24 protein-coding genes are annotated in these 25,934 nt (G+C 41.2%); 4 read left to right on the top strand and 20 right to left on the bottom strand.

What is annotated here, in order from left to right; translation table 11 throughout:
• Positions 1-25: 25 nt before the first annotated feature.
• The 4 genes from N0M92_RS00305 to N0M92_RS00290 form a co-directional block, all read right to left on the bottom strand.
• Positions 26-781: a YjbA family protein gene (locus N0M92_RS00305; protein WP_260284322.1), complete on the bottom strand. Its 756-nt coding sequence runs from the start codon at positions 779-781 to the stop codon at positions 26-28.
• A 108-nt stretch (positions 782-889) separates the two neighbouring features.
• Complete coding sequence (locus tag N0M92_RS00300) at positions 890-1,657, bottom strand: DUF2268 domain-containing protein (protein ID WP_260284001.1); 768 nt, start codon at positions 1,655-1,657, stop codon at positions 890-892.
• A gap of 136 nt (positions 1,658-1,793) precedes the next feature.
• Complete coding sequence (fabF, locus tag N0M92_RS00295) at positions 1,794-3,032, bottom strand: beta-ketoacyl-ACP synthase II (RefSeq protein ID WP_192203708.1); 1,239 nt, start codon at positions 3,030-3,032, stop codon at positions 1,794-1,796.
• 50 nt (positions 3,033-3,082) lie between these two features.
• Positions 3,083-4,018: a beta-ketoacyl-ACP synthase III gene (locus tag N0M92_RS00290; protein ID WP_260284000.1), complete on the bottom strand. Its 936-nt coding sequence runs from the start codon at positions 4,016-4,018 to the stop codon at positions 3,083-3,085.
• Between the two features lie 202 nt (positions 4,019-4,220).
• Between N0M92_RS00290 and N0M92_RS00285 the strand changes: the two genes are divergently transcribed.
• A complete protein-coding gene (locus N0M92_RS00285) occupies positions 4,221-4,445 on the top strand; it encodes a hypothetical protein (RefSeq protein ID WP_260283999.1) in 225 nt (74 codons plus the stop codon).
• 40 nt (positions 4,446-4,485) lie between these two features.
• Here N0M92_RS00285 and N0M92_RS00280 read toward each other — a convergent pair whose 3' ends face one another.
• The 3 genes from N0M92_RS00280 to N0M92_RS00270 all read right to left on the bottom strand — a co-directional run bounded on the left by N0M92_RS00280 (position 4,486) and on the right by N0M92_RS00270 (position 6,576).
• Positions 4,486-4,668, bottom strand: a complete 183-nt coding sequence (locus tag N0M92_RS00280; RefSeq protein WP_034314525.1) for a ComZ family protein — start codon at positions 4,666-4,668, stop codon at positions 4,486-4,488.
• A 252-nt stretch (positions 4,669-4,920) separates the two neighbouring features.
• Entirely contained in the window at positions 4,921-5,751 is an 831-nt protein-coding gene (locus N0M92_RS00275) for a Rossmann-fold NAD(P)-binding domain-containing protein (RefSeq protein ID WP_260283998.1), read from the bottom strand.
• A gap of 102 nt (positions 5,752-5,853) precedes the next feature.
• Entirely contained in the window at positions 5,854-6,576 is a 723-nt protein-coding gene (locus N0M92_RS00270; protein WP_260283997.1) for an alpha/beta fold hydrolase, read from the bottom strand.
• Between the two features lie 297 nt (positions 6,577-6,873).
• Between N0M92_RS00270 and N0M92_RS00265 the strand changes: the two genes are divergently transcribed.
• On the top strand, positions 6,874-7,065 hold the full coding sequence (locus N0M92_RS00265; protein ID WP_260283996.1) for a YjzD family protein: 192 nt from the start codon (positions 6,874-6,876) through the stop codon (positions 7,063-7,065).
• 82 nt (positions 7,066-7,147) lie between these two features.
• Here the strand turns inward: N0M92_RS00265 and clpB are convergent, their stop codons facing one another.
• The 5 genes from clpB to N0M92_RS00240 all read right to left on the bottom strand — a co-directional run bounded on the left by clpB (position 7,148) and on the right by N0M92_RS00240 (position 13,873).
• Entirely contained in the window at positions 7,148-9,736 is a 2,589-nt protein-coding gene (gene clpB / locus N0M92_RS00260) for an ATP-dependent chaperone ClpB (RefSeq protein WP_260283995.1), read from the bottom strand.
• A gap of 227 nt (positions 9,737-9,963) precedes the next feature.
• Positions 9,964-11,163 (bottom strand): FAD-dependent monooxygenase, encoded by a 1,200-nt coding sequence (locus tag N0M92_RS00255; protein WP_260283994.1) that lies wholly within the window; start codon positions 11,161-11,163, stop codon positions 9,964-9,966.
• Positions 11,164-11,289: 126 nt separating this feature from the next.
• Positions 11,290-12,402: a cupin domain-containing protein gene (locus N0M92_RS00250; RefSeq protein ID WP_260283993.1), complete on the bottom strand. Its 1,113-nt coding sequence runs from the start codon at positions 12,400-12,402 to the stop codon at positions 11,290-11,292.
• A 30-nt stretch (positions 12,403-12,432) separates the two neighbouring features.
• Positions 12,433-12,924, bottom strand: coding sequence for a DinB family protein (locus N0M92_RS00245; RefSeq protein WP_260283992.1), 492 nt, complete (start codon positions 12,922-12,924; stop codon positions 12,433-12,435).
• A 1-nt stretch (position 12,925) separates the two neighbouring features.
• On the bottom strand, positions 12,926-13,873 hold the full coding sequence (locus N0M92_RS00240) for a fumarylacetoacetate hydrolase family protein (RefSeq protein ID WP_260283991.1): 948 nt from the start codon (positions 13,871-13,873) through the stop codon (positions 12,926-12,928).
• A 382-nt stretch (positions 13,874-14,255) separates the two neighbouring features.
• Here N0M92_RS00240 and N0M92_RS00235 point away from each other — a divergent pair, with 382 nt between their 5' ends.
• Complete coding sequence (locus N0M92_RS00235; protein WP_260283990.1) at positions 14,256-15,014, top strand: IclR family transcriptional regulator; 759 nt, start codon at positions 14,256-14,258, stop codon at positions 15,012-15,014.
• A 52-nt stretch (positions 15,015-15,066) separates the two neighbouring features.
• Here N0M92_RS00235 and N0M92_RS00230 read toward each other — a convergent pair whose 3' ends face one another.
• The 8 genes from N0M92_RS00230 to argC all read right to left on the bottom strand — a co-directional run bounded on the left by N0M92_RS00230 (position 15,067) and on the right by argC (position 24,832).
• Positions 15,067-15,246 carry a YjzC family protein gene (locus N0M92_RS00230; protein WP_034314546.1) on the bottom strand — a complete coding sequence of 60 codons (180 nt, stop codon included), beginning with the start codon at positions 15,244-15,246 and terminating at the stop codon, positions 15,067-15,069.
• Between the two features lie 133 nt (positions 15,247-15,379).
• Positions 15,380-16,339 carry an ornithine carbamoyltransferase gene (argF, locus tag N0M92_RS00225; protein WP_260283989.1) on the bottom strand — a complete coding sequence of 320 codons (960 nt, stop codon included), beginning with the start codon at positions 16,337-16,339 and terminating at the stop codon, positions 15,380-15,382.
• Complete coding sequence (locus tag N0M92_RS00220) at positions 16,336-19,455, bottom strand: carbamoyl phosphate synthase large subunit (RefSeq protein ID WP_260283988.1); 3,120 nt, start codon at positions 19,453-19,455, stop codon at positions 16,336-16,338. The genes argF and N0M92_RS00220 overlap by 4 nt, the downstream gene beginning before the upstream one ends.
• Entirely contained in the window at positions 19,448-20,530 is a 1,083-nt protein-coding gene (locus N0M92_RS00215) for a carbamoyl phosphate synthase small subunit (RefSeq protein WP_260283987.1), read from the bottom strand. Before N0M92_RS00215 ends, N0M92_RS00220 begins: the two co-directional genes overlap by 8 nt.
• 81 nt (positions 20,531-20,611) lie before the next feature.
• Positions 20,612-21,763 (bottom strand): acetylornithine transaminase, encoded by a 1,152-nt coding sequence (locus N0M92_RS00210; RefSeq protein WP_260283986.1) that lies wholly within the window; start codon positions 21,761-21,763, stop codon positions 20,612-20,614.
• Positions 21,760-22,533 (bottom strand): acetylglutamate kinase, encoded by a 774-nt coding sequence (argB, locus tag N0M92_RS00205; RefSeq protein WP_260283985.1) that lies wholly within the window; start codon positions 22,531-22,533, stop codon positions 21,760-21,762. The genes N0M92_RS00210 and argB overlap by 4 nt, the downstream gene beginning before the upstream one ends.
• A 12-nt stretch (positions 22,534-22,545) precedes the next feature.
• Positions 22,546-23,778, bottom strand: a complete 1,233-nt coding sequence (argJ, locus tag N0M92_RS00200) for a bifunctional ornithine acetyltransferase/N-acetylglutamate synthase (protein WP_260283984.1) — start codon at positions 23,776-23,778, stop codon at positions 22,546-22,548.
• 16 nt (positions 23,779-23,794) lie between these two features.
• Entirely contained in the window at positions 23,795-24,832 is a 1,038-nt protein-coding gene (argC, locus tag N0M92_RS00195) for an N-acetyl-gamma-glutamyl-phosphate reductase (RefSeq protein ID WP_260283983.1), read from the bottom strand.
• Between the two features lie 233 nt (positions 24,833-25,065).
• On the opposite strand from argC, the gene N0M92_RS00190 reads away from it, so the two are divergent.
• Complete coding sequence (locus tag N0M92_RS00190) at positions 25,066-25,755, top strand: Crp/Fnr family transcriptional regulator (protein ID WP_260283982.1); 690 nt, start codon at positions 25,066-25,068, stop codon at positions 25,753-25,755.
• Positions 25,756-25,934 lie beyond the last annotated feature (179 nt).

Below are 25,934 nucleotides of genomic sequence, written 5' to 3'. Positions count from 1 at the left end.
ATCCTCATCGGATCGTCTTTTTTGTTCATAATATCGATGGGCTATCGCCAGCCTCCACTTGCCAAAGCTTTTCAAAAAAAGGCTGCCCCTTCACAAGGTTTTCACAAAGTTGAAGGTGCTTATCTGACCAGCCTTCCTTCATTTCTTCATATAACTCAAGCCAAGCTATCTGAAAATCCATTTCTTGAATGTTTTCATATTTCTCAGGGGCCCATTCTGTATACCAATAACGGATTTCAGCAGTGTTTTTCGCAGTGAATAGTTGGTCCATGGCCATGAATAACAATTGCTTAAGCTGTCTCTCTTTTCTTGTCAAACCGTTCATGAATAAGGGAGACGGCGACAAAATATGATATTCTTTCTCAGATGTAGGTTTTTCAGTAAAGGTGTAGTCCATCTCATCATGGTTTTCTATCATGTCATAAACAATTTGTTCCTGCCGGGGAATTATTCTGCTTTTCCTGATCGGAATATGATAACCTATCGTATCAACAGCTAAAATTCCATTTCCATCAGTCACGATAAAACAATAGTCAAGCTGAATTCTTTCATGATTTTTCCTTGCATATGCTTTTTGATAAACATCATTGAGCAATGGCTTAGGTAATTCTGACAAGTCGTTCTCTATGTAGTGGAACAATGTTGAAGACACTTTCAACAAAGGAACTTGATCTAATAGTTCGATCCCGTCATCCTTCCTCCATTCATGAAAATGACAAATATTATATCCGTTTTCTTCTCCTTCAAACCAGTTAACCCATACATCATGAAGATATAGCATCATTCATCCCTCACTTAAACAAATTTCTGTTTGTCAATCAGTATAGGCAGGAACCATACAATTTATTCCTATTCTAGAAAACAGATTAAGAAAAAAAGAACGTATATATTAACTCTTTTTTGATAAGAATTCTTCAGATTGGATAATGAATGATCTTTTCACAGAGAGTTCGAAATTTTTCACCAGGTAATAGCCACTGCAGTATCCAAGCATATATGGATATCCTTTCGTCCCAAGCAGAAGTGCATCATGAAGAGGGTCTGTACGTTTTATCTTGTGTTTTTCCTCTAAGTGCCTGATCCAAAATTCCCGTAGTTTATCTTCCTGATATAACTTAGTCCATTTCGCTAAAAATTTTGCTCCTAAATATTTTTCCACCGTTCTTTCTGCCAGTCCTTCCATGATCATTGTATCCAGGAGAGTGTAGTCTTTTTGGTCCTTTTTCAAATGATGCAGACGGCAAACATGATGATATTCATGAATCAACAAGGCCTCCATTTCCTTTTCGGCCATCCCCTTGCCGTAAAAAAGGAATAGTTTATCTTTAAATGCCAACCCTGACTTCGTTTCAACCTTTTTATTCCATATCCCTGAAGACATAAGCGGAAAAATATATATGGGAACATCAGGCCCTCCCCAAAGCTTCTTATAAGCTGTAAACAAGCTTTCTGTTTTTTCCCATGCATTATTTTCTTTTAAATCTTCCAATATGAGTTTTGTTTTTTGATTCGGCGAATACATGCCATGCTTTAATAAATGATGATAAATCATGTCCGCATCAAGGATATTGTTGAATGTACTTTTAAGTCTTTCCATCATCTTGACCGGGCGGTTGAATTCCTTCTTCATCCATTCATCGGTTGAAATGACTCCCATTTCCCATACACCCCCGCTTCTTTTGACTATCGTATGATTTCAAGAAGGCGGTTGACACATTTTATATCCCTTGCATTTTCATTTTCCCTAAAAATAAAAAGAGCAGATCCCAAAAGATCTGCTCTTCCTTCATAACTTATTTATACTTCTTGAAAAGAATGGTTGCGTTATGTCCACCAAATCCAAGTGAATTGCTTATGGCTACATTGATTTCGCCCTTCCTTGCTTGATTCGGAACATAGTCCAAATCACACTCAGGGTCTGGTGTTTCAATATTGATGGTTGGAGGCAAAATGCTGTCCCTTATTGCCTGAATCGTGAATATTGCTTCCACACCGCCAGCTGCCCCTAACATATGGCCTGTCATCGATTTAGTGGAACTTATTGCAAGTTTATTAGCATGGTCGCCAAAGACTTCTTTGACTGCCATCGTTTCGTATTTGTCATTGTATGGCGTACTCGTTCCGTGGGCATTCACATATTGGATGTCTTCCGGATTCAAACCTGCATCCTCAATTGCAATTTTCATTGCTCTTGCCCCGCCTTCTCCACCTGGTGCCGGAGCGGTAATATGGAAGGCATCTCCAGTTGAGCCATAACCAGCTATTTCAGCATAAATCTTGGCTCCTCTATTCAATGCATGTTCAAGATCTTCCAGAACGATAATTCCCGATCCTTCCCCAATTACGAAACCATCACGATTAAGATCAAAAGGACGGCTAGCCGTTTGTGGATCAGGGTTGGTCGATAAAGCCGTATTTGCACAGAAACCTGCAACAGACATTTTCGTGATTGGCGCTTCTGCCCCGCCTGTGATCATGACATCGGCATCACCCCGTTGAATGGCTTTAAACGCATCGCCAATTGAATTTGTTCCTGTTGCACAGGCTGTTACCGTACATGAATTGATGCCTTTTGCACCCAGTAAGATAGAAACCTGGCCGGCTGCCATGTCCGGAATCATCATTGGAACGAAAAATGGGCTCACCCGCTTATATCCTCTGTTTAAAAAGTTTTCATGCTGTGTTTCAAGTGTCTCCAGCCCGCCGATACCCGAACCGATCCAGACCCCGACACGTGCAGCATTTTCATCGGTTATTTCCAGCTTGCTATCATTATATGCCATAACGGAAGCGGCAATTGCATAGTGGGTAAAACGGTCCATTTTGCGCGCTTCTTTACGATTAATATATGTCTCTATATCAAATTCCTTGATTTCAGCAGCCACTTTAACGGGGAATTCTTCAGCATTCAAACGAGTTAAAGGTCCTATTCCCGATTTCCCCTCGATTATATTCTTCCATCCAGTTTCTGCATCATTACCAACTGGAGAGATTGCTCCAATACCTGTTACAACTACACGGCGTTTAGTCATTAAAAATGGCTCCTTCCTATTTTTAAAGCACTTACGTTTTGCTTCTTCTTTTATTTACCCCACCTAAGAGCGATCGCTCCCCATGTAAGGCCACCACCAAAACCGACCATGACGATTAAGTCATTGTCCTTGATCCTTCCCGCTTCCATTTCTTCCACAAGGGCAATTGGAATGGACGCTGATGAAGTATTTCCATATTTATGAATCGTTTTTGTCATTTTTTCAAGCGGGAGATCCAATCGTTCCCTTGACGCTTCCATGATGCGAATGTTTGCTTGATGCGGGACAAGCAGATCCACATCTTCTTTTGTCAAACCAGCTTTGTCCAATACACCCAGGCTGGATTCCCCCATCTGACGGACAGCAAATTTAAATACTTCACGTCCATTCATTTGAATGAAATCTCCTTCCTGTAATAAGTGCTTCCCACCTGTTCCATCTGCACCTAATTCAAAGGAAAGGACTCCTTTGCCATCAGATACAGGTCCAAGTACAACTGCACCCGCTCCGTCACCAAAAAGTACAGCAGTGTTACGGTCTTCCCAATTGGTTACTTTCGAAAGTTTTTCAACACCTACAATCAACACATGCTTATATGCACCTGTCTTAATAAATTGCTGTGCCGTGATCATTCCATACATAAAACCAGCACATGCAGCACTTACATCCATTGCAGCTGCCTTCATAGCTCCCAATTTCTCTTGAATCATGCAAGCGACAGAAGGAAACGGCTGATCAGGTGTAACAGTTGCTACAAGAATTAAATCTATCTTTTCAGCAGAAATTTCCGCATTTTTCAATGCAGCTTTTGCGGCTTCATAAGCCATATCTGATGTATCAATATCATCATTTGCAATTCTTCTTTCCTCAATACCCGTCCTAGTCCGGATCCACTCGTCGGAAGTGTCCATAATTTTTTCTAAATCCGCATTTGTAACGATTTTTTCGGGTAAGTAGCGGCCAAGCCCTAGTATTCCAGCATTCATCTTGCCATCCCCTTATATTTTAATGAGTTATTATAATCATCTATTATTACCTGGTACTAATTTTATATAAAAAAAGACTTCCTTGCAAGAGTTAACAGTTTGAAAAGCTAAAGAAATCTCTTTCAGAAGTCGGACGAGCGCCTATGCCAAAGAAATTTTAGGACATACATTATAAATAAAGGGAGTATAGGAGGTATTCATTGTGGACATCTTCAATCGCAACCGCGAAAGAAACCCGGATGATCATTTTTCGAATTTGATGTTTGGCAGGAAAGCTGAACCGGAACAAGAAGAGGAATCAAAGGTTGATTACATGCAATTGATGGAGAGCGTTGAAACATTGATGGGCTTATACAGTCAATACAAACCGACCATCGATAAAATTGATCTGAACCCATTGATCGCCAAGTTCTTGAAAAAAGAATAAAGAATCAAGGCTGCCCTTTAACCGGACAGCCTGCCTTTAATTAACGCTGTGCATCTTGTTTGCCAAGCTCATAAGCTTCTTGCATTACGCTTTTAAAGAGCTCCATGAATGGCTCTGCCATCTCCATTGAGAATGGAATCCCGCTTGCTTCAAGCTTCGCTTTAGCCTCTGGGAAGTATTTCATGGCGATTCCCATAAATTCAAGAGTTTTATCTGAACTCATTCGCGTTTCCCCCCTATCTTTTGAATATTCATCCAATTGATCATTGTGATGCCATATAAAGCTCAATATTATCATAATTCCACAACACCCTTTCGTAAAGGGCGCACATATAAAAACATGAATATCTTTTGAGGAAAATTCCTATCCTTGAACATTATAGTACAAGACATATAGATTAGAGGCAAATATACAGTTTTGCCCTTCCCTAATATCGAAAGCTATCGATTTCATGTTTGGTTATCGCTCTCCAAGTCAGTCTCGCTTTCTCCACTTTTTAAGTAAGTTTAATCGTTTATTATGTTTTCTTTGTAAAGCAATGCCTTCTTCTGGTTCCATTTTGCATTGCACTTCAAATATTGTTCCTTTATTGATTTTAGTTGTTGATTGGGAAGTGAAAGAATCCATACTTTCACCAAATATCAACTTGGCACATTTATTCCAATGGTCATCTATACTGCTGCACAATTGGATGTCCCTATCGGAAGAGGAGGTAAGCACTGGTTCCAAAGCGTTAACAAAGTCTGTGATATAGAGAGCATCTCCGGTATATTCGGCAGCAATTGCCGCATTGATATCAGACTGTCCAAGCTGATTGATTCCAGATTCAAAGCTCATGTTTTCCGATTGCCAAGGTCCAAAAATCGTCGGTAAGAATATGATTTTCGCAGAATCTATTTCACGAATCGAGCTTAATATGGGCTGAAATATACTTTCATCTTTTTCAATGGGCATGAAAAGAACGAAATTTGGCATTTCATCCTTGCCATTTTTGAATTTCTCAATGAAGGAAACGATTTCGCCTATCAGAAAATCGATTTTGTCCAATTTTCCGCTTTGAATATCGTAAAGAGATATGAACACCGTGTCCTGCTGTGAAATATCCAATAATTTAAGTTTATTAATCGGGAAGTATATATAATTTGAATTCCTGCCTATTTCAAGTTCCTTTTCTTCCATAATATACTGACTTGCTTCGGAATCAGCCCAATCGATTCCGATTACTTCTTTACCTTGGTTCAAAAAATATTGAGTCACATAGAATCCCACAAATCGATAAGTGCCAATGACAATGTTCGTTTGCATAAATACAGCCTCCTCTTATGCCATCAAGCCCACTTTACCCGGCACGTCTAGTTTTTTTAGATGCTGTATCGTATGCAAACTATTGTAAAAATATATCACTTCTCATAAAATCTCTTCATTCTCATTGAAAAACTTTTGTATTTGATAAGGGATTTTATAACGTTTTTCGGGCAATATATACGTCAGTTGCAAATCTTCTTTCCTAGCCAGCTGGATTTGCCGATAAAGGGAGGCTTGCTCTTTCCGTAAGCTTCCAAAAACCTGAATCACTTTCATGGGGATATTCTCTGCGATAACTGAATCCTCAGTGTCCAGGATATGCTGTTCACATTCTGCCGGATCGAGCTCATATGCAGCAGCAACCTCTGACAGCCACTTTTTATAGAAGAACTTGTTTTCCTTTTCTTTCTCAAGTTGTGCTTTCAAAGAAAAAACCGGATCAATCAATACGACAGACCGAATTTTATTTCCAAGTTCATTCATTAGCTTTAGGGCAAGTAGTGCGCCTGTCCCCTCTGCCAATATATGAACCCTTTGATTGACTATTTCTTTTCTCATGAAAAGAATATATAGGTTAAGGGAAAGGTCCAGTGCTTTAGGACTGCCCCAGTTGGCTCCGTGAAAATTGGATGAAAATAGCGTGTATCCGTATTCCTTTAAATATTCCAATATCTGCAGCCTGCCAGGATGCTGCAGCCAAAAGCTGCTGTCTTTTTCGACAAAATGACTACGATCTCCAATTACCATTACGGAAAAACCACTGGGCCGCTCTGGATAATAGATGATATTCCATTGGTCATCAATTTGAAAAGTTCGTTGTTCCATCGTTCAAACTCCTTTAAGGAATATTACTACTACTATATTAATTTATGAAGAAAAATAGAAAGGGTCAGTGGAAACGCCTAACTTCTTATCCTAAATTAACCAAGCAGGGATAATTTTTTGCTTTAATTCCCCCCTATGATTTCCCATTTGAAGTTTGGAACCAACTTGTCTGCCGGAAAAAGTTCTCTTATGATTTAATGTATTGAATTATTTAAAGGTTATTATTAAAAACACGTTTTAACTGTATATTAATTATGGTAAGATAAAAATGAATGTAGTGGAATGAGGTGAAATTCGATGCGTTATGCTTGGGCAATTTTTTGGACATTCTTATTAGTGCATATGACTGTATATGTTGTTTCTTCCATGATCGGAGTTTCATACGATGCTGCGCAGGGAACCATCTTAGGATTAGTTGCTGCTATCCTGATTTGTATTATCCCTGCTATCTTGCCTGCCGGGCCAGCTAAAGACTCTCATCAACATTAAGAAGCAAAAGAGGACATCCTTTTTAGGATGTCCTTTTTGTTATACCGTACTTTGCTTATGTGTAAACTACATTTCATCGTTTTTATATGAGGACCAATTCATCATGATCATGATCAATCGTGATTCCTTCTTTAAGCTCAACATTCCCAGCTATGATTTTACGGGCGATTTTCGTTTCAAGATGCTTTTGGATGAACCGCTTCAGCGGTCTTGCTCCATATACCGGGTCATATCCCTGGTCCGCAATGAATTCCTTTGCCGCTTCTGTGACGTTCAGGACTATATTTTGTTCAGTTAACCTTACCTGTAATTGATGAACCATTTTATCCACGATTTCAACGATTTCTTGTTTCGTCAAAGGTTTGAATAAAACAATGTCATCAACGCGATTTAAAAATTCGGGACGGAAATGGCCTCTTAATTCTTTAAAAACCTGATCTTTTATTTCTTCTTCAATGCCACCATCCTCCCGGTTGGACTGCAATAAGAAATGGGAACCGATATTGGAAGTCATGATGATCACCGTATTTTTACAGTTGATTGTTCTGCCTTGGGAGTCTGTTATCCTTCCATCATCCAACATCTGCAGCAAAATATTGAAGACTTCCGGATGTGCCTTTTCAATTTCGTCTAATAATATGACTGAATATGGGTTTCTCCTGACAGCCTCAGTAAGTTGGCCTCCTTCCTCAAATCCAACATATCCAGGAGGTGCACCAACAAGGCGGGACACGGAATGTTTCTCCATATATTCCGACATATCAATTCGAATCATATGTTCCTCACTATCGAATAACGTTTCTGCCAAAGCTTTTACCAATTCGGTTTTACCGACACCAGTCGGCCCAAGAAAAATGAATGAACCGATTGGTCTATTTGGATCTTTAATTCCCGCCCTTGCTCTTAAAACAGCATCGGATACGAGTTCCACCGCTTTTCCTTGACCTATTACGCGTTCATGCAGGATATCAGATAGGCGAAGCAGCTTCTCCCTTTCGCTTTCCACTAGCTTGCTTACCGGAATCCCGGTCCACCTTGCAACAATCGAGGCAATTTCCTCCTCCGTCACTTCCTGACGAAGCAATCGTGATTCCTGTTTTTCCTTTTCCAATTCGTCTTCCATTGTTTCCAATTCTTTTTGAAGCTGCGGAATCCTTCCATGCCGAAGTTCAGCTGCCCGGTTAAGGTCATAGTCATTCTCTGCCTGTTCCAGTTCATGACGCAGTTTCTCAAGCTCTTCACGTTTATCCTGCACCTTCTGAAGCGCTGATTTCTCCATTTGCCACTTTGATTTCATGCTATTCGCTTGATCCTGAAGTTCTGATAGTTCTTTTTGAAGTACTTCCAGCCTTGCCTTGCTTTGAGGGTCCTCCTCATTTTTCAGGGCCGCTTCTTCAATTTCCAGTTGCATGACTTTTCTCGTGATTTCATCCAGCTCGGATGGCATTGAATCGATTTCCATTCGGATCATCGCACATGCTTCATCCACAAGATCTATCGCTTTATCCGGTAAAAACCGCTCCGTTATATATCGGTTCGAAAGGACAGAAGCCGCAACGATCGCCCGATCATGTATCCTGACGCCATGGTGAATTTCAAACCGTTCCTTTAATCCCCGCAAAATTGAAATCGTATCTTCCACATCCGGTTCAGGAACCAGAACCTGTTGGAAACGGCGTTCCAGAGCCGGATCCTTTTCAATATATTGCCGATATTCATCAAGAGTGGTTGCACCGATACAATGCAGCTCACCGCGCGCAAGCATCGGCTTTAACATATTTCCGGCATCAAGTGCGCCATCCGTTCTTCCTGCACCGACAATTGTGTGTAATTCATCAATGAATAAAAGAATTTTACCGTCACTCTTCTTGATCTCGCTCAACACCGCTTTTAGCCGTTCCTCAAACTCACCGCGGAATTTGGCCCCTGCGACAAGTGCACTCATATCTAGTGAAAAAACGGTCTTATCCTTTAAACCTTCCGGCACATCCTTCCTGACGATCCTTTGTGCCAACCCCTCGACAATCGCTGTTTTACCTACTCCAGGTTCTCCTATTAATACAGGATTATTTTTCGTTTTACGTGAAAGGATCCGGATGACGTTACGGATTTCCGTATCTCGGCCGATTACAGGATCTACCTTCCCCGACTTAACCTCAGCAACGAGATCTCTGCCGTATTTTTTCAGTACTTCATAAGTGCTTTCAGGATTTTGACTAGTCACTCGCTGATTCCCCCTTATATCGTTTATAACCCGTTTTGCTTTGTCATAATCAATTCCATATGATGAAAAAAGCCTGTTTACATTCGTTTTATTGACCTGCAACGACGCAAGCAGGATATGTTCGACAGATAAATATTCATCCTCCCACATTTGCATTTCCTTTTCGGCAGCCGTCAAAATTTGCTGTAGGGAGGTTGACATGTAAACCTGGGAAACACTCCCGCTCACTTCCGGTAATCGATCCAGTTCCTTATTTAGCTCTATATCAAATAGATTCATCGGTTGACCAGATTCCGATAGAATCCTGATTAATAAACTTTCATCCTGTTCCATTAAGGCCTTTAATAAATGCAGCTCCGTCAACTCGGGATTCCCTCTATCTTTGGCTAGTTCCTGGCCGCCAATGAACGCCTGTTGGGTTCTCTCCGTCATATTATTAATATCCATCTTTATAAACCTCCCATTCATCAATATCATGAACGAATCACCACTCGGTTTGACCAACTTTGACCTTTATATTTTCATTATACTTCTAATTTTCCCCATGTAAAGGAAAGTTATAAAAAAGGCAGGAGGTATGGAGGATTAACGGAAAAAAACCTTTCTTCAAATTGAAGAAAGGCAGACCTATTTGTAAAATGTATAAACTCCCTGATTTGGATTAACAAAACGGCTTATGCTTTTACGGTCGTTTTATTATAACCATGAAATTCATCGACGAATTGGAAATCTTTATCCGTGCGTCCTGCAAGGATCGTATCTCTGAGCAGGATGCCTGCATCGGTCGTATTGTGGATGATTTCCCCCCACATTCTTGCACTCGTTTGAACATTAGCTGTACGGGGAATACGTTCCTCTTGATATTCCAAAAATGCCCGTTCAATGTCATTCCCATGCATATGAAGCATATCTGACAAATAAGCTGCATCTTCTAAAGCCTGGCAAGCCCCTTGTGCCAAGTATTGAAGCATCGGATGTGCCGCATCGCCCGTAAGCGTAACCCTTCCTTTAGTCCAATTATCAATTGGTAACCGGTCATACATCGGCCAGCGGCGTTGCCTTTGAATGAATGAAATCGCATTCTGAACAAGCTCACATGTTCCGGCAAATACACTGTCCATTTCTTCCGGGGTTCCCCATTGATCAGTTTTTTCATTTTCTTCCGTGTATTGAGAACTTTTGAACACCACTACTTGGTTGTAAAGTTCCCCCCTTCTAACCGGGTATTGAACAAGATGAAGGTTTGGCCCAATCCACATATATACATCATCTAAATCTCCATGGCTCGTAACCTCTTCCATCGGAATCGCTCCCCTGTATGCAACATATTGAGAGCAGATCGGTTGATCTTCCACAAAAAGTTTCCGTGCCTTGGACCATAATCCATCGGCTCCAATGACAGCAATTCCTGAATGTTTAGACCCGTTAGAAGCAGTAACCGTAACTTCACCTTCATTTTCTACTGTTTCAATAATGGTTTGGTTCGTAACCAGTTCAATATACGGGTTATTTTCACAGGCTTCAGCCAGTACTTTATGCAAATCGGAACGATGCAAGACAACATACGGCGCTCCATATCTTTCTTTATAAACATCACCTAAATCCAAAGCGGAAAGCTCTTTGCCGGAAAAGGCATCCATCAGCACCAACCTTTTTGGAAATACTGCAATTTCATTGATTTTATCCATGACGCCTAAACGCTGCAATACATTGGTGGCATTTGCTGCAAGCTGAATCCCTGCACCAATTTCCCCAAATTCAGGAGCTTGTTCAAGGACCTTTACATACTGTTTAGTTTCTGCGATTCCTAAAGCAGTTGCCAATCCGCCAATTCCCCCACCGATAACTATGAATGGTTTTTTTTCTGTGCTCATCATCAATTCCCCCTATATTAGTTGCTGTTAGCCAATGTTGCGGACCAATGACACAGTAAGCGTTTTCATTCGGCTGGCATTCCATATATTCATAAGGAGCAAGCTGAAGTTCCAAACAGATTACTTTTAAACCAAAACAGGCTTGAATTCACTTTCAACCTTTTGGTAACCATTGTTTGCGTCTAATGCCTGTTGCTGTTCCAAATCGAATCTCTCCATTATTGGTAGGTCGTTTACCGAGAATAAGTAAGAATCCGCTTCTGCAACGTGCTCATGCCATGCCCAATTCGGAACGACGAAATAATCTCCCTTGGACCAATCAAAACGCACTCCATTAATAACTGTATAGCCTGATCCTTGGTGCACTTGATAAATTGTGGAATGTGTATGGCGATGTGCCTTCGTATGGAAACCCTTAGGAAGTTTCTGCATCCATGCCCCCATCGTCGGATTGGCAGTTTGGCCATTTGATGGATTGATATATTCCACGGCGAAACCTTCATATGGGTCCGGCTCGAAATTCATTAATCCTTCTATCGCTGCTTTTGTGCCTTTCCACTTGTAATTGGCAAGCGGTGCCACTTGTGAATAACGGTCGGATACTGGACGGACCATTCCGCCTTGATAACGGAGCTCTGAAAAATTATCCGGACGTTTAGGCGTTTCAATCCGATCTGGATATGGTTCAAAGAAAGTGCCACCTATGGAATAGATAGTTGGGATATCAAGGGCATCCATCCAAATCATTGGTTTTTCGCCAACATGTCCATGACCATGCCATAGGTTTTTAGGCGTGATCAAGAAATCTCCTTCTTCCATGAATATCCTTTCTCCCTGCACGATGGAGTAGGCACCTTCACCATTCGTAATGAAACGAAGTGCACTTTGGGAGTGACGGTGAGAAGGTGCCACTTCACCTGGCAATAATAGCTGAACTGCTGCATAAAGCGTTTGTGTCGTCGAAGCCCATCCCCAAGGCTGGCGATAAGTGAGGCCAGGGTTTTGAAAATAAATGGCCCTGCGCTCCCCTCCCCGGTCAGGTGTGAAGATTTCAGCCGCTTCCATCAATTTTTTTGTCAAAAGCTCTTCCTTCCATAAATAAGCATGTGCATGAGGTTTAGGTTCATGGTCCATCAAAGCGGGAATGGCTTCCCACAGTGGCCCAAGGTTATACTGCTGAATATCCTTTGTAAAATCTTTTACGATTGAACTGTCCATGTATTCTGATTTTTCAGCCATGTTTATCCCTGCTTTCTTTTTTATCTTTCCTCACTGGATTTTAGAAAGATTTCGCTTAATTTGACCATAGTGTCCTGAAACATGCTCATCGATGAAGTGATCGACAATATAAGAAACTGGTTTGTTTCCGAATTTAGCGAAATTCCGGTGTGGCGATTCTTTGGATAGTGTTTCTTCATCAAGATCCCCGAGACTGCTCTCCACTTTATATTTAAGCTCCTCCACTTGCTTCATGACATCATCAACAGCGATTTTGTCAATATCGGTAACTGCTGCCAATCGGGCTGGATCTTGCAATCCACGCCCCCATTTGGCTCCAGGCATCGCTATTACAGTTTTCACTTCACCTAACCAATAAGGAATAGCCTCAGCTAAATGGGAAAGTATCTGCATGATTGACCATTCATCATCTGCCGGCTTAAATCTGATCGTTTCTTCCGGTAGGTTTGTCACTGTCTCAAGAATGTGGTCGATTGATTGTTGAACCGATTGAATTGATGTCCCGATTTCCTGATAAGCCATTTTATTTTCCCTCCCCGACACGTCGCACACGGTTTTCAAGATAACCTATTTTGTCGATTTCGATTTTGACAACATCACCATCTTTTAAGAACACTTGTGGGTCACGGGCTACTCCTACCCCACCAGGTGTTCCTGTGAGTACGATGTCACCTGGTTCAAGAGTCATTAAATTCGATAAAAATTCAACTAAATACTTCACATCGAATACGAAGTTGGCTGTATTCGTTTTTTGGCGTTCTTCACCATTTACCGTTAATCGGACATTTAAGCCAGATGGATCGGATAGTTCATCGGAAGTGACTAACCAAGGCCCCATCGGAGCACTTCCTTCAACCGTTTTCCCTTGAAGCCACTCAAGTGTACGCCGTTGGATATCGCGGTACGTTACATCATTCGCAATTGTATAACCAGCCACATAATCAAGAGCATCTTCCTTCGATACATTACGTGCCCTTTGTCCGACTACAAAAGCGAATTCCGCTTCATAATCCAATTGTTCAGAGATTGGGAAGAACGGTATATCATCCTGGGGACCAATTACTGTATTGGCGAACTTTGCGAATACCACAGGGAACGGCGGCAGTTCACGACCCATTTCAGCAATGTGCTCACGATAGTTATGTCCTACACAAATAATTTTGCCTGGCTTTTGGACAGGTGCCTCAAGCTTTATATTTTCAATTTCATGCACCAATTTATGTCTGAAGGAATCACGATTGTTCAATGCGTAATCCGCTGCCTTTTTCGCGATGGAAAGGCTTTCATTCCCTCCCTGTAAAAACGCCTCCATTGTTGCAGGGACATACGCTTCAGCGATTTGTTCACTGCGAAGTTTCCCTTCGCTTTCAAGTAGCGCTTGATAGGCATAGTTCAAGTCAACTATTACATTATTCGGGCAAATTGCACCAATACGTTTAAATCCTTGACTGCTGAAAGTTACTAGTTTCATATTTCATTCTCCTTTATTCATCTAGATTTTTTTTAAAACCAATCTTTGATCCACTATCCTAATTCTGCTGGATTCACTTCACAAGCCAGCATTTGGATGGCTATACACCCTAACACTTTCACTTATAGATAACTTTGTTCACTATTTATATAAATAGTAACTTAATTTTCGGAATATTGTCAAGAAAGTATTTCGAATTTTTGTGCAAATGTTATCATCTACACCATAATGAGTACTTCGGGATCATCTGAATTTTTTTATTTAAAAGGAAAGTATATTGATAGCTTCAAGCAGACGGCGGTTTTTCGTGCTAAATTCCATTTATATTTTACAGATTCTGATATACTAGACCTAAATTAAAACAGATTAGGGAGATTGACTTATGGAAATCGTAAAATCCGGTTCGACGATTCAATCATTACAAATAGGGATGAGCATCATAGATTTACTTGCTTCCCAAAGGACTCCTTTAAGATTCTCTGATATTCAAGAATTAACGGAAATAACGAAAAGTAACCTCTATAAGTATTTGAATACTTTGACTCAGCTTGAGTTGCTATATCGCGATAAGACAACCGGTATGTATCACCTTGGGAGCAAACTGATTCAATACGGCATGGCAGCAATAGGAAATGAGGATGTCACGAGCAGAATAACTCCTTACTTACAGGAAATCAGTCACCATACTTCTTGCACAGTCCTTTTTTCCGTTTGGACATACGATGGACCAATCACGGCGAAAATTTGGAATTCCAACCAAAACTTAAACATCGGGGCACAGTTAGGTACACGTCTTCCCCCATCATCCTCATCCGGAAAGGTATTCACTGTTTTTCAGGATCCTTCCTTGACAGCCGAATGGATTGAAAAAGATCGTAATGTTACAGGCTCTTTCCTTAAAGAAACGGATGAATATCATGAAATTCGGAAATACAAAATAGCTTTTGCCAAAGAGCCTCTTGTACCTTCTGTTTCCTCCATGTCCATTCCGGTTTTTAATTATAATTCAGAATTGTTGGGAGCGATCACTGCCGTTGGGTTCACCGAAAGCATTCCAGATCATTATGAAGATCCCTTAAGCGACTATTTAAGAAAGAGCTGTTTGGAAATCTCGAAAATATTCGGTTATTCCTTTGAATAGAAAAAGCAGGAAAAAGGATGGCGATCATTCCTTTTTCCTGCTTTTAGATGTGTCATGGCTTCCGCTTATATGTCCAAATCCGGTTATGATTGGATGTTTCAGGAAAAGAATCCCCTGCATCAAGCTTTACCATTTTCGGATTCACTACCGTGCTGCCCGTTTCACCGATTTCTACGTAGGTCCCATTATTAGGTGCCTTCTGACCTGGCTTAAATTGGCGATTTTGCCCCATAGATTTCACCCCTTTTACATGCTTTCCCCGTTATTATTACCAGTATCCTTACATTCATGTCAGAAAAATTAAGAACATACAGGAAAGCGGCTTGAATCAAAAAGCGCCTGCTCAGGGAGCAGACGTTTTTTTGTTATGACATTAAATCCACCAGAACCGCCTTTTGGGCATGCAGACGATTTCCAGCTTGGTGGAAAACGACGGAATTAGGTCCATCGATGACTTCAGCCGTTACCTCTTCTTCCCTGTGCGCAGGCAGGCAATGCATGAATAAATAATCTTCTTTAGCAAGTTTTACAAGTTCACCATTGATTTGGTAATCTTTAAAAGCTTCTAAGCGGATACTATTCTCGATTTCCTGCCCCATGGAGGTCCATACATCGGAATAGACGATATCCGCATCTTTTATGGCTTCCGATGCTGAGGTTGTCACCACAATTTCACTGCCAGTCTCTTCTGCCACTTTTTGGGCATAGGCGACGACCTTTTCATCAGGTTTGTAGGCCTCAGGACACCCGATGGAAAAATCCATTCCCATTTTTGCACAGCCTACCATCAATGAATTGGCAACATTATTGCCATCACCGATATAACTCATCTTCAAGCCTTTTAGCTGCCCTTTTATCTCGATGATCGTCAAGAAGTCAGCAAGCACCTGACAAGGATGTGCAAGATCTGTTAACCCATTTATGACTGGGATAGATGCATTTTCTGACAATTCCAGAATCTTTTCATGCTCGAAGGTACGAATCATGATGCCATCAATGTATTCAGAAAGGACCTTTGCGGTATCGGAAATGGTTTCACCTCGTCCAATTTGCAAGTCATTTCCACTTAAGAACAAAGCGTGTCCGCCAAGCTGCAACATGCCTACCTCAAAAGAAACACGGGTACGGGTAGACGATTTTTCAAAGATCATCCCCAGCGTTTTCCCTTTTAAAGGCGTATATTCTTCACCAGCTCGCATTTTGCCTTTAATGGTCTGCGCCAGTTTTAACAAATCTGCAATTGCCGTTGGTGCAGACTCTTTCATGGTCAAAAAATCTTTTCCATTTAAAATCTTCGCTTGTGTCGGTGCCGTCATTGAACTCATACGTGTGACACTCCTTTCGAATATGGTACAAGCCATTCCTGTAGCGAGGTAACCCCTGGATCAGCACTTTCTGCCGATTTGAGATAGGCTTTGAAAGTCTCTTCTTCCGTAAATGCAAGCAGTCGGTATTTCGCTGCAAGTAACCTTAGCTTCTTATCTTCTTCCGTTGTTCCATATGCCAAGACGACCGCCGCATTTCCTTCATTTAACCATTTATCAAATTCTGAATTCCCCAGTGTCAAACCTGCTTCTTTGATTTGCACTAACAAATCTTCACTTAATTGGACCGATTCTGATTGATAAACTCCTGTAGTATGTTTAGCTTTTTGAGCATGGAATACTTTTGTCAACGCTTCATTTACCGTTTCTCCAATGGCGATTCCTTCACCTGTTGATTTCATTTCCGGACCTACCTTCGAATCAAGTCCGCTTAGTGCAAATGTAGAGAATACCGGATATTTGACGACAGCATATGGAATTTCTTCCATTAAGCCCGTTTTATCGAACACATTCGACAATGAATATTTCCCGAGCAATATTTTTGTCGCTATTTGCACCAAGGATACATCGGTCACTTTACTGATGATTGGAATTGTCCGGCTGGCGCGAGGATTCACTTCCAATACATATACACTATTTCCCTCAATCACGAATTGGATGTTCATAAGTCCTTTATATCCAAGTTCCTTGACTAGTTTTTTAGCATAAAGGGTCATTTTATCTTTGATATCATCCGTCAAGGATTGAGCTGGCAATAATGCCATGCTATCCCCTGAATGGACGCCTGCTTTCTCTATATGTTCAGCAATGATGGGAATGTATACATCTTTCCCATCCGCAATCAAATCGATTTCGGCTTCCTTCCCTGGAATATAGGAATCGATCAGCACGGGATATACAAGTGCCGATCCATTTGCGATTCTATTCAATAAGCTTTCCTTGGAGCGGATGATTTCCATTCCCTGGCCGCCAATTACATAGGATGGGCGTAAGAGCACTGGAAAACCGATTGCCTCTGCACTGGCAATTAATTGTTCTTCACCATTAGCCATTGAACCCGGTACATGGGGGATATCCAGTTTTTGAAGAAGCTGATAAAAACGATCACGGTCTTCCAATTGATCAAGTGTATCGAATGTAGTCCCCAACAAATTGACACCGTATTCTTCCAGGCCTTTTGCCAGGTTTATCGCAGTCTGCCCACCGAATTGGACGATAACATCTTCAATATCTTCCGCTTCTATTACATTCAGAACATATTCAAGAGTTAAAGGTTCGAAATATAGGCGGTCTGCCGTCGCAAAATCCGTGCTTACCGTTTCCGGGTTATTATTGATCATGATCGTTTCGACATTTTCATCCTGGAGTGCATAAACTCCGTGAACCGAACAGTAATCAAATTCTATTCCCTGTCCGATGCGGATCGGACCGCTGCCAATCATCAACACTTTCTTTTTAGACGTTTTTTTCTGTTCGTTCTCACCAAAATAGGTGGAATAATGATAGTTCGTATGTGATTCGAACTCGGCTGCACATGTATCAACCGTTTTGTATACAGCAGTTACGCCCAGTGATTTCCGGTGTGCTCTCACTTCCATTTCATTTACTTTCCATACAGAAGCAAGATAGCGATCTGAAAAGCCTTTTTCCTTGTAGGATTGAAGTTCTTCCCTTGTTACCTGATCGATTTCCTTAGCTTCAATTTCCAATTCGTTTTGGATCAATGTGGCAAAGGATTTAAGGAAGAAATAATCTATGGCTGTCGCTTCATGGATTTCTTCAATCGTCACACCTTTTCTAAGCATTTCAAAAATGACAAAGATTCGTTCATCAGATTTTTCGGCAAGCTTTCCCCAAAGTTCAGGAACCGTTTTATTTTTCAGCGATGATAGCTGCAGCCCAATCGTTTTCAATTCCAAAGAATCGACGGCCTTTTGGACTCCCCCCTCAAAGCTGCGGTGTAAAGCCATCACTTCACCAGTCGCCTTCATCTGTGTTCCCAATTTGCGGTTGGCGCTCGTGAATTTATCGAATGGCCACCTCGGGAACTTCACAGCTACATAGTCAAGAGCAGGTTCGAAGCTTGAATAAGTGCTTTTCGTTACTGGATTGATGAGCTCCGATAAATTGTAGCCGACAGCGAGCTTGGCAGCTATGCGGGCTATGGGATAACCTGTTGCTTTGGAAGCTAGTGCCGATGAACGGCTGACGCGCGGGTTTACTTCTATTAAATAATATTGCTTGCTATTCGGATCAAGTGCAAATTGAATGTTACAGCCGCCAATGATACCTAAAGCAGAAATGATTTTAATGGAAGCGGCACGCAGCATCTGAAACTCATCGTCCGATAAAGTCTGTGATGGTGCCACGACGATCGAATCACCTGTATGAATCCCAACCGGATCGATATTTTCCATATTACAGATGGTGATGCACGTATTGTTGCCATCTCGCATAACTTCATATTCTACTTCCTTATAACCAGCTATGCTTCTTTCAATCAAGCATTGTGTTATCGGGCTTTCTTGCAGCCCGCCCCGCACAAGTTCCTTAAAGGTGTCAAGTGAATCAGCAATTCCGCCGCCAGTTCCGCCGAGTGTATAAGCGGGACGAACGATGATGGGGAAACCGATTTTGTCGGCAAATGCCAACGCTTCTTCAAGTGTATGGACAATTGTACTATCGGGAACAGGTTCACCTATTTCAAACATCAACTCACGGAACAGTTCACGATCCTCCCCTTTTTTGATGGAGTCGATTGGAGTTCCCAATAATTTGACTTTATATTTTTCAAGTACTCCGGCATCATCCAATTGATAAGCAAGATTCAATCCTGTTTGACCGCCTAATGTAGCGAGCAGGCCATCCGGCTTTTCCTTGGAAATGATCTTTTCCAGTACATCAACCGTTAAAGGTTCGAAATAGACAGCATCCGCATTCATATCATCAGTCATGATCGTTGCAGGATTGTTGTTGACCAGTATGACTTTATATCCTTCTTCCTTTAAAGCAAGGCAGGCCTGTGTACCTGCATAATCGAATTCGGCGGCCTGCCCGATGACAATCGGCCCCGAACCAATCACTAAAATGGTCTGTATCGTGTCGTCCTTAGGCATAAGCTTTTTCTCTCCCGCTATAATCATTTATCATTTGTAAAAAATCGTTGAATAGTAATGAACTCTCGATAGGTCCTGGATTCGCCTCTGGGTGGTATTGGGTAGTGAAGATTGGCAAGTCTTCATGCATGAGACCCTCAACCGTGTTATCATTCACGTTTCTGAATCTCACTTGCAGCGATGTTCCTTGTAAGCTCGGTTCATCAACCTCATAACTATGATTCTGCGAACTCATATACACCTTTTTCGTTTTCAAATCGACCACGGGCTGATTCGCACCGCGATGTCCAAACAGCATTTTCTTTGTATTTCCGCCTAGGGCAAGGGCCGTTAATTGATGACCGAGGCAAATGCCCATCGTTGGAAAATTCGTAATGATCTTTTTAATGTTTCCTAAAAGGTATTCAAGCTGTTTTGGATCCCCAGGCCCATTTGAAAGCAAAATCCCATCTGGCTTCAAGTCCTTTATTTGTTCGAATTCAGTATCGAATGGTACGACAGAGACTCGGCAGCCTTGCTCGACCAATGAGTCCAATATGGATTTTTTATAGCCGAAATCCATCATTACCACATGCTTGTCGCCTTCCCCAAAGCACTCGACAACCTTTGTGGATACCTCAGCAACGTGGGCTGATAAACCATTCAGTCCGGGTAAGACAGTGTATTTTTCTTCCGCTGTGATGACTGCCTGCATGGAACCTTCCTGTCTTATATTCTTAACGACCGCTCTTGTGTCAACATGGCTTAAAAGAGGAATGTTCCACTTGTCTAAATATTCACCAAGTGAATATTTAGCTTGATAATGGGAATGGCTCATATTCCCTTCATATACAATCACACCGGCAACATGCGGCTTCTTACTTTCAAAATCATGTTCATTGATTCCATAATTTCCGATCAGTGGGTATGTGAAGATGACAATCTGGTCCTTATATGAAGGATCTGTCAACACTTCTTGATATCCGGTCATTCCTGTGAAAAAGACAATCTCTCCAGTGATTGTTTTTTCAGTCGATTTAGTCAGCAGTTCCCCTTCAAAGACGGAACCATTCTCTAAATATAGATAGCTTTTCATGATTTCCACCTCTTTAGATGATGTATATTTATATATACGATAGCATAATTATTCATTTTGTTCCATAAAAATTCAATAAATTTAGACAGTTTGTTTTATTGCCAATACTTTTTTAATTTTATTTATCGCCATATCGATTTCCGATTCGGTAACTGTCAGGGATGGGAGTAAACGAATCACTTTAGGACCTGCGCTCAAGACAAGTAAGCCCTCTTCTTGCAGTTCCATTAAAAACACCTGGACATCTTGTTTACATTCAATTCCGACCATCATCCCCAGACCGCGAATCTCTTTCACTTCTTCCATGTCCTTCAATGCTTTTGCCAATTCACTTTCAAGGTATTCAGCCTTTTTAACGGTTTCTTTTAAAAACCCTGATTGGAAAATTTCCTTTAACACAGCTTCGGCCGCCGAGACGCTAACGGGATTACCTCCAAAAGTGGATCCATGACTTCCAGGGTTAAAGAACTCAGATAGCGCTTCCTTCCCAATCATCGCCCCGATTGGCAAGCCATTTCCCAGCCCCTTTGCTGTAGTGATGATGTCCGGTTGGATATTGAAATGCTGGAATGCAAATGGTTTCCCTGTACGTCCTATTCCAGTCTGAATTTCATCTATGATAAGGAGAGCTCCGTGTTTTTGGCATTGTTTTTGAATCGTGTCCAGATATGATTGCTGTACAACATGGATGCCGCCTTCTCCTTGAACAATTTCAATCATGACAGCTGCCGTATTTTCATCGATGGCTGCAGTCATGGCGTCATTATTATTAAATGGAACATAGTTGAACGAAGCTAGCATCGGTCCGAAACCAGTCTTGATTTTTTCCTGCCCTGTTGCAGCCATCGTTGCAAACGTACGGCCATGGAAAGACTGCTGACATGTGACAATTTTGCTTTTCCCGGTAGCTTTACGTGCTAGTTTGATAGCTGCCTCATTCGCCTCGGCACCGCTGTTGGCAAAGAACACCTGACTTAAACCAGAGGCATCAGCCAGCATTTTTGCCGTCCGTTCCTGTATGGAACTTTGAAACATGTTCGATACATGCCAATATTTATTAAGCTGTTCCGTGACGGCCGATTTTACCAACTCATGACAATGTCCAAGATTCAAAACCCCGATTCCGGATGTGAAATCCAGATACTCTTTACCTGCTGTACTCGTAATCTTCAATCCTGACGCTTTTCTTGGCTCAATGTTCCACCTTGCATATGTTGGAAATAAATTACTCATTGAAATACCCCTTCTTCCTGAAGAAATTTCGTACCGATGAATTGTCCGTCTTGATAAAAATGATCTTTCCCACTAACGATCATCACTTCTTCAATCCCTTTATTCAGCACCGACAGCGCTGTAGTGACTTTCGGGATCATTCCCCCATGGATGCTTCCATCCTTTATTAAATTCTTCGTTTCCGTTTCTTTCAATCTCTCAATGATCTGCCCATTTTTCAAGACCCCTTTAACATCGGTCACAAATAAACACATATCGGCCGATAGTGCCTTCGCTACAGATCCTGCAGCCATATCCGCATTCACATTTAATTTAGCGCCTTCTTCGGTTGTTGAAATGGGCGTCAATACCGGACAATAACCTTTTTCGAATAGAAGTCCGAATAATTCCGTATTGACTCGTTGTATCTCACCAACAGCTCCAAGTTTCTTTTCATCGATATAATCACCTGTAAGAATTCCACCGTCAGAGCCATTTAAACCAATTGCCTTGATGCCGTGGGATTCCAATTTATGAACGAGGCTGCGGTTCGATTTGCCTGCCAGCATAAGTTCCACAATTTCCAGCACTTCTGTGGTCGTTTTTCTTAATCCATCTTCAAATACTGGATCAATTTCAAATTTTTCAAGCATTGAATTTATATCAGGGCCGCCTCCATGCACAAAGACAATATGGTACCCGCTGTTTTGTAACTCTTTAACACTATTGAAAAATGAATCCGATAATTCATTAATGATGCTGCCGCCGCACTTTATGACTAATATGTCCATACTTTTCACCTCTTAAGAACGATAGCTCCCGTTTATTTTCACATAATCATAGGTTAAATCGCAGCCCCATGCCGTACCTGATTCATTACCATCTTTCAAATAAACATTAATGATGATACATTCATTTTCCAAGTATGCTTTGGCTTCTACCTCAGAAAACATTATCGGCTCTCCCTCATTAAGCACGACGATATCACCAAAAACGATCGTTGTTTGATCCGGATTGAATTCCACTCCGCTTCTTCCCATTGCAGCAATGATTCGTCCCCAGTTTGCATCCGCTCCAAAAGCCGCCGTTTTCACTAAATTCGACCCCACGATCGTCTTCGCCATCATCTGTGAATCGGCCTTCGTTGGCATGCCATGAACATTCACTTCTATCAGTTTTGTGGCGCCTTCTCCGTCTTTTGCAATTTGTTTGGCGAGATTTTCGGCAGTTTGTTTTAATAATTCCAGGAAAATGGACCATTCAGGATGGTCAGGTGTCAAAGGTTCATTGTACGCTTCTCCATTCGCGAGCACTAACACCATGTCGTTCGTTGAACAATCACCATCAACCGTGATTTGATTGAATGTATCATTTGTAATGGAGGAAAGTGCTTGCTGTAGATCATCCGGTTCAATTACAGCGTCCGTCGTAATGAAACCAAGCATTGTGGCCATGTTTGGATGAATCATTCCCGAACCCTTCGCAGCTCCGCCCATTTTCACGGTTTTTCCGTCAATAATGGTTTCATAACCACAGCTCTTCGTTACAAGATCCGTTGTTAAAATGGCTGTACCAAAAGCTTCAGCAGCTTCAGGTGTATTTTCTGGCTGCAATGACTCTATGCCTTTTTTTACTTTTTCCATTTCCATGAATTCACCTATGACTCCCGTTGAAGCCACTGCAAATGAATGGTCCTCCAAACCGAACTTTTGAGCCGCAAGCTTCCTCATTTCATTTGCATCTTTTAAACCCTGTTCACCTGTACAAGCATTCGCACACGCACTATTCACTACAATGCCGTGAAGTTTTCCATTAACGGCAATGCTATCTTTCGTTACATTGATTGGAGCGGCTTGAACTACATTTTGTGTATAAACCGCCGCGGCTGATGCTGGGACATCCGTTAAAATGATGCCAATGTCCTTTTTAGAATAGCGTAATCCTGCATGTACACCTGACGCTTTGAACCCTTGGGGCATTAAAATGTTCCCTTCTTGAATTTGTTTGATTTCTTCAACTGGCTGTAAAGTTTTCATTATTTCCCTCCAAAGTTTACGGATATAGCGGACTGTTCCATAGTCCCGCCGTTTCTTCTAGTCCCATTAATATATTTGCATTTTGTATGGCCTGCCCTGCAGCACCCTTCACTAAATTATCAATAACTGAAACCACCGTCACCTTACCTGTTCTTTCATCATAATCAACGCCAATGTCGCAAAAGTTCGATCCATATACTTGTTTCGTGGATGGAAAGCGATCAAGGGGCTGTATTCGGACAAATGGGTGATTCTCGTAAACGGTTTCGTATAAATCCTTTAATTCAACATTTGAGGTTTCCCGATTTACCTTTATATACATCGTCGCCATAATCCCTCTTGTCATTGGAACAAGATGGGTATTGAAGGTAATCGGCTGTAGACCTGTTGACCATCTCCCAAGCTGTTGTTCGATTTCCGGTATGTGCTGATGTTGATTTACCTTATATATCTTAAAGTTCTCATTCATTTCACTATAATGGGTGACTGCCGAGGGTGATTTACCCGCCCCGGATACCCCGGATTTTGCATCGATGATCACATCGGCAGCTGTTCCGGCCAATCCTTCGGTGAATAAAGGGGCAAGACCTAATAGTGATGCGGTTGGGTAGCACCCTGGATTTGCAATAATCGTTGCTTTTTTTATTGCTTCGGCATTCCATTCAGACAATCCGTATACGGCTTCTTCAATAATGTGCCGAGGTGCCTCTGGTTTTTTATACCAATGTTCATATTCACCTGGAGTTTGAAGCCTGAGGTCACCTGATAGGTCGATTACTTTAATGTCAAGGTCAGAAAATTCCGAAATCAATTGCGAGGAAACACCAGAAGGAGTTGCAAGGAATACAATTTCGGATTTTTTTGCAATCGCCTCCGGGACAATTTCTTCTAATTTGTCTTTCATATGCATTAAATGTGCATTTTCTTCAGATAAACTTCGGCCAAATTGGGAAGACGTATGCAATGATTTTATTTTTAATTGCGGATGATTATTCAAGAATCTTATTAGTTCCATTCCTCCATAGCCCGTTGCACCTACTATTGATACGTTCATAAAACCATCTCCTATAATTTCAGGTCCCTGTCATTCTTTGATTCTATTATTATAAGACTGAATAAAAATAAAATCAAATGTATTTTTATAAAATTCTAAACTAATATTTTAAATGAAAATTTATCCACCTAAACTCCTAGAATTATCCAAAGTTGTTGACTGTTAGTGTTTTTTCCGTTTAAATCAAAGGTAGTAAGTGAGTTTTAACGGTATTTGGAAAGGTGGTCATTTGCATGAATGAATTATCGTTATCTAATCGGATGCATTCCATTTTAGATAATAAACAGCAAGTTAAACATATGGAAAAAGGGCGCTACCTTTTTCAGGAGAGCACCCCAGCAAGTGATTTGTATTACATTTTAAAAGGTACAGTAGAAGTGAGTAAGGTTGTTCCTGACGGTCGGGAATTAACTATACGCATTAGTTCGGAGAATGATTTGGTTGGGGAAACAGTCTTATTTTCTCCAAATCCTAAATATATGATGAATGCAAAGATGATGGAAGATGGATCTGTTGCGGTAATCTCCAAAGAAGCATTAGAAAAGAAAATCGCCTCAGATAGCCATCTTGCAGTCGAGATGATGACATGGTTATCGGCTCAGAACCGCAAAAATCAGGCTAAATTCCGCGATATGCTCCTGCACGGCAAGAAAGGTGCCTTTTACTCCACCCTTATCCGTTTATCAAATAGTTATGGCACCGAAGCAGAAGACGGAAAGGTTATCAATCTTCCTTTTACAAACCAAGAACTCGCCAATTTTTGCGGCACATCCCGCGAGGTAGTCAATCGAATGCTATCTCAATTAAGGAAAAACAATGTCATCTCCATTAAAAAGGGACGCATTACGATTCTTGACTTTGATTTTTTGAAACAGGAAATCGACTGTGAAAACTGTCCAATAGAAATCTGTACCATCGATTAAATCCTACATAAAAGGCAGTAAATAAATAATGCCGTACTAATGATCGGCGTTTATTTCAGGGCTGAATTTTCCCTAGGACCATTTAATTATTTTCATTTCCATGGATTCCTATGAAAAAATATAAATATGCATAAAAAAAGCATAAAATTAGATTTCGTCCATTGACTGGCAGCAGAAGT

Origin of the sequence: Peribacillus aracenensis (assembly GCF_025175645.1) — a bacterium.
Lineage (GTDB): Bacteria > Bacillota > Bacilli > Bacillales > DSM-1321 > Peribacillus > Peribacillus aracenensis.
This window is presented reverse-complemented; position numbering and strand designations above follow the sequence as displayed.

Excerpts from the sequence above, each read along its gene's own strand:
- N0M92_RS00280 (WP_034314525.1), bottom strand. The coding sequence starts at position 4,668 with ATGAGTTCAGATAAAACTCTTGAATTTATGGGAATCGCCATGAAATAC.
- N0M92_RS00240 (WP_260283991.1), bottom strand. The coding sequence starts at position 13,873 with ATGAAACTAGTAACTTTCAGCAGTCAAGGATTTAAACGTATTGGTGCA.
- N0M92_RS00255 (WP_260283994.1), bottom strand. The coding sequence starts at position 11,163 with ATGAGCACAGAAAAAAAACCATTCATAGTTATCGGTGGGGGAATTGGC.
- argC (WP_260283983.1), bottom strand. The coding sequence starts at position 24,832 with ATGAACGTATCAATAGTAGGTGCAACGGGCTATGGAGGAATGGAACTA.
- fabF (WP_192203708.1), bottom strand. The coding sequence starts at position 3,032 with ATGACTAAACGCCGTGTAGTTGTAACAGGTATTGGAGCAATCTCTCCA.
- N0M92_RS00300 (WP_260284001.1), bottom strand. The coding sequence starts at position 1,657 with ATGGGAGTCATTTCAACCGATGAATGGATGAAGAAGGAATTCAACCGC.
- N0M92_RS00220 (WP_260283988.1), bottom strand. The coding sequence starts at position 19,455 with ATGCCTAAGGACGACACGATACAGACCATTTTAGTGATTGGTTCGGGG.
- clpB (WP_260283995.1), bottom strand. The coding sequence starts at position 9,736 with ATGGATATTAATAATATGACGGAGAGAACCCAACAGGCGTTCATTGGC.
- N0M92_RS00215 (WP_260283987.1), bottom strand. The coding sequence starts at position 20,530 with ATGAAAAGCTATCTATATTTAGAGAATGGTTCCGTCTTTGAAGGGGAA.
- N0M92_RS00235 (WP_260283990.1), top strand. The coding sequence starts at position 14,256 with ATGGAAATCGTAAAATCCGGTTCGACGATTCAATCATTACAAATAGGG.
- argB (WP_260283985.1), bottom strand. The coding sequence starts at position 22,533 with ATGGACATATTAGTCATAAAGTGCGGCGGCAGCATCATTAATGAATTA.
- N0M92_RS00265 (WP_260283996.1), top strand. The coding sequence starts at position 6,874 with ATGCGTTATGCTTGGGCAATTTTTTGGACATTCTTATTAGTGCATATG.
- argF (WP_260283989.1), bottom strand. The coding sequence starts at position 16,339 with ATGAGTTCAATGACGGCACCGACACAAGCGAAGATTTTAAATGGAAAA.
- N0M92_RS00305 (WP_260284322.1), bottom strand. The coding sequence starts at position 781 with ATGCTATATCTTCATGATGTATGGGTTAACTGGTTTGAAGGAGAAGAA.
- N0M92_RS00270 (WP_260283997.1), bottom strand. The coding sequence starts at position 6,576 with ATGGAACAACGAACTTTTCAAATTGATGACCAATGGAATATCATCTAT.
- N0M92_RS00210 (WP_260283986.1), bottom strand. The coding sequence starts at position 21,763 with ATGAGTAATTTATTTCCAACATATGCAAGGTGGAACATTGAGCCAAGA.
- N0M92_RS00290 (WP_260284000.1), bottom strand. The coding sequence starts at position 4,018 with ATGAATGCTGGAATACTAGGGCTTGGCCGCTACTTACCCGAAAAAATC.
- N0M92_RS00250 (WP_260283993.1), bottom strand. The coding sequence starts at position 12,402 with ATGGCTGAAAAATCAGAATACATGGACAGTTCAATCGTAAAAGATTTT.
- N0M92_RS00275 (WP_260283998.1), bottom strand. The coding sequence starts at position 5,751 with ATGCAAACGAACATTGTCATTGGCACTTATCGATTTGTGGGATTCTAT.
- N0M92_RS00190 (WP_260283982.1), top strand. The coding sequence starts at position 25,066 with ATGAATGAATTATCGTTATCTAATCGGATGCATTCCATTTTAGATAAT.
- argJ (WP_260283984.1), bottom strand. The coding sequence starts at position 23,778 with ATGAAAACTTTACAGCCAGTTGAAGAAATCAAACAAATTCAAGAAGGG.
- N0M92_RS00245 (WP_260283992.1), bottom strand. The coding sequence starts at position 12,924 with ATGGCTTATCAGGAAATCGGGACATCAATTCAATCGGTTCAACAATCA.
- N0M92_RS00230 (WP_034314546.1), bottom strand. The coding sequence starts at position 15,246 with ATGGGGCAAAATCGCCAATTTAAGCCAGGTCAGAAGGCACCTAATAAT.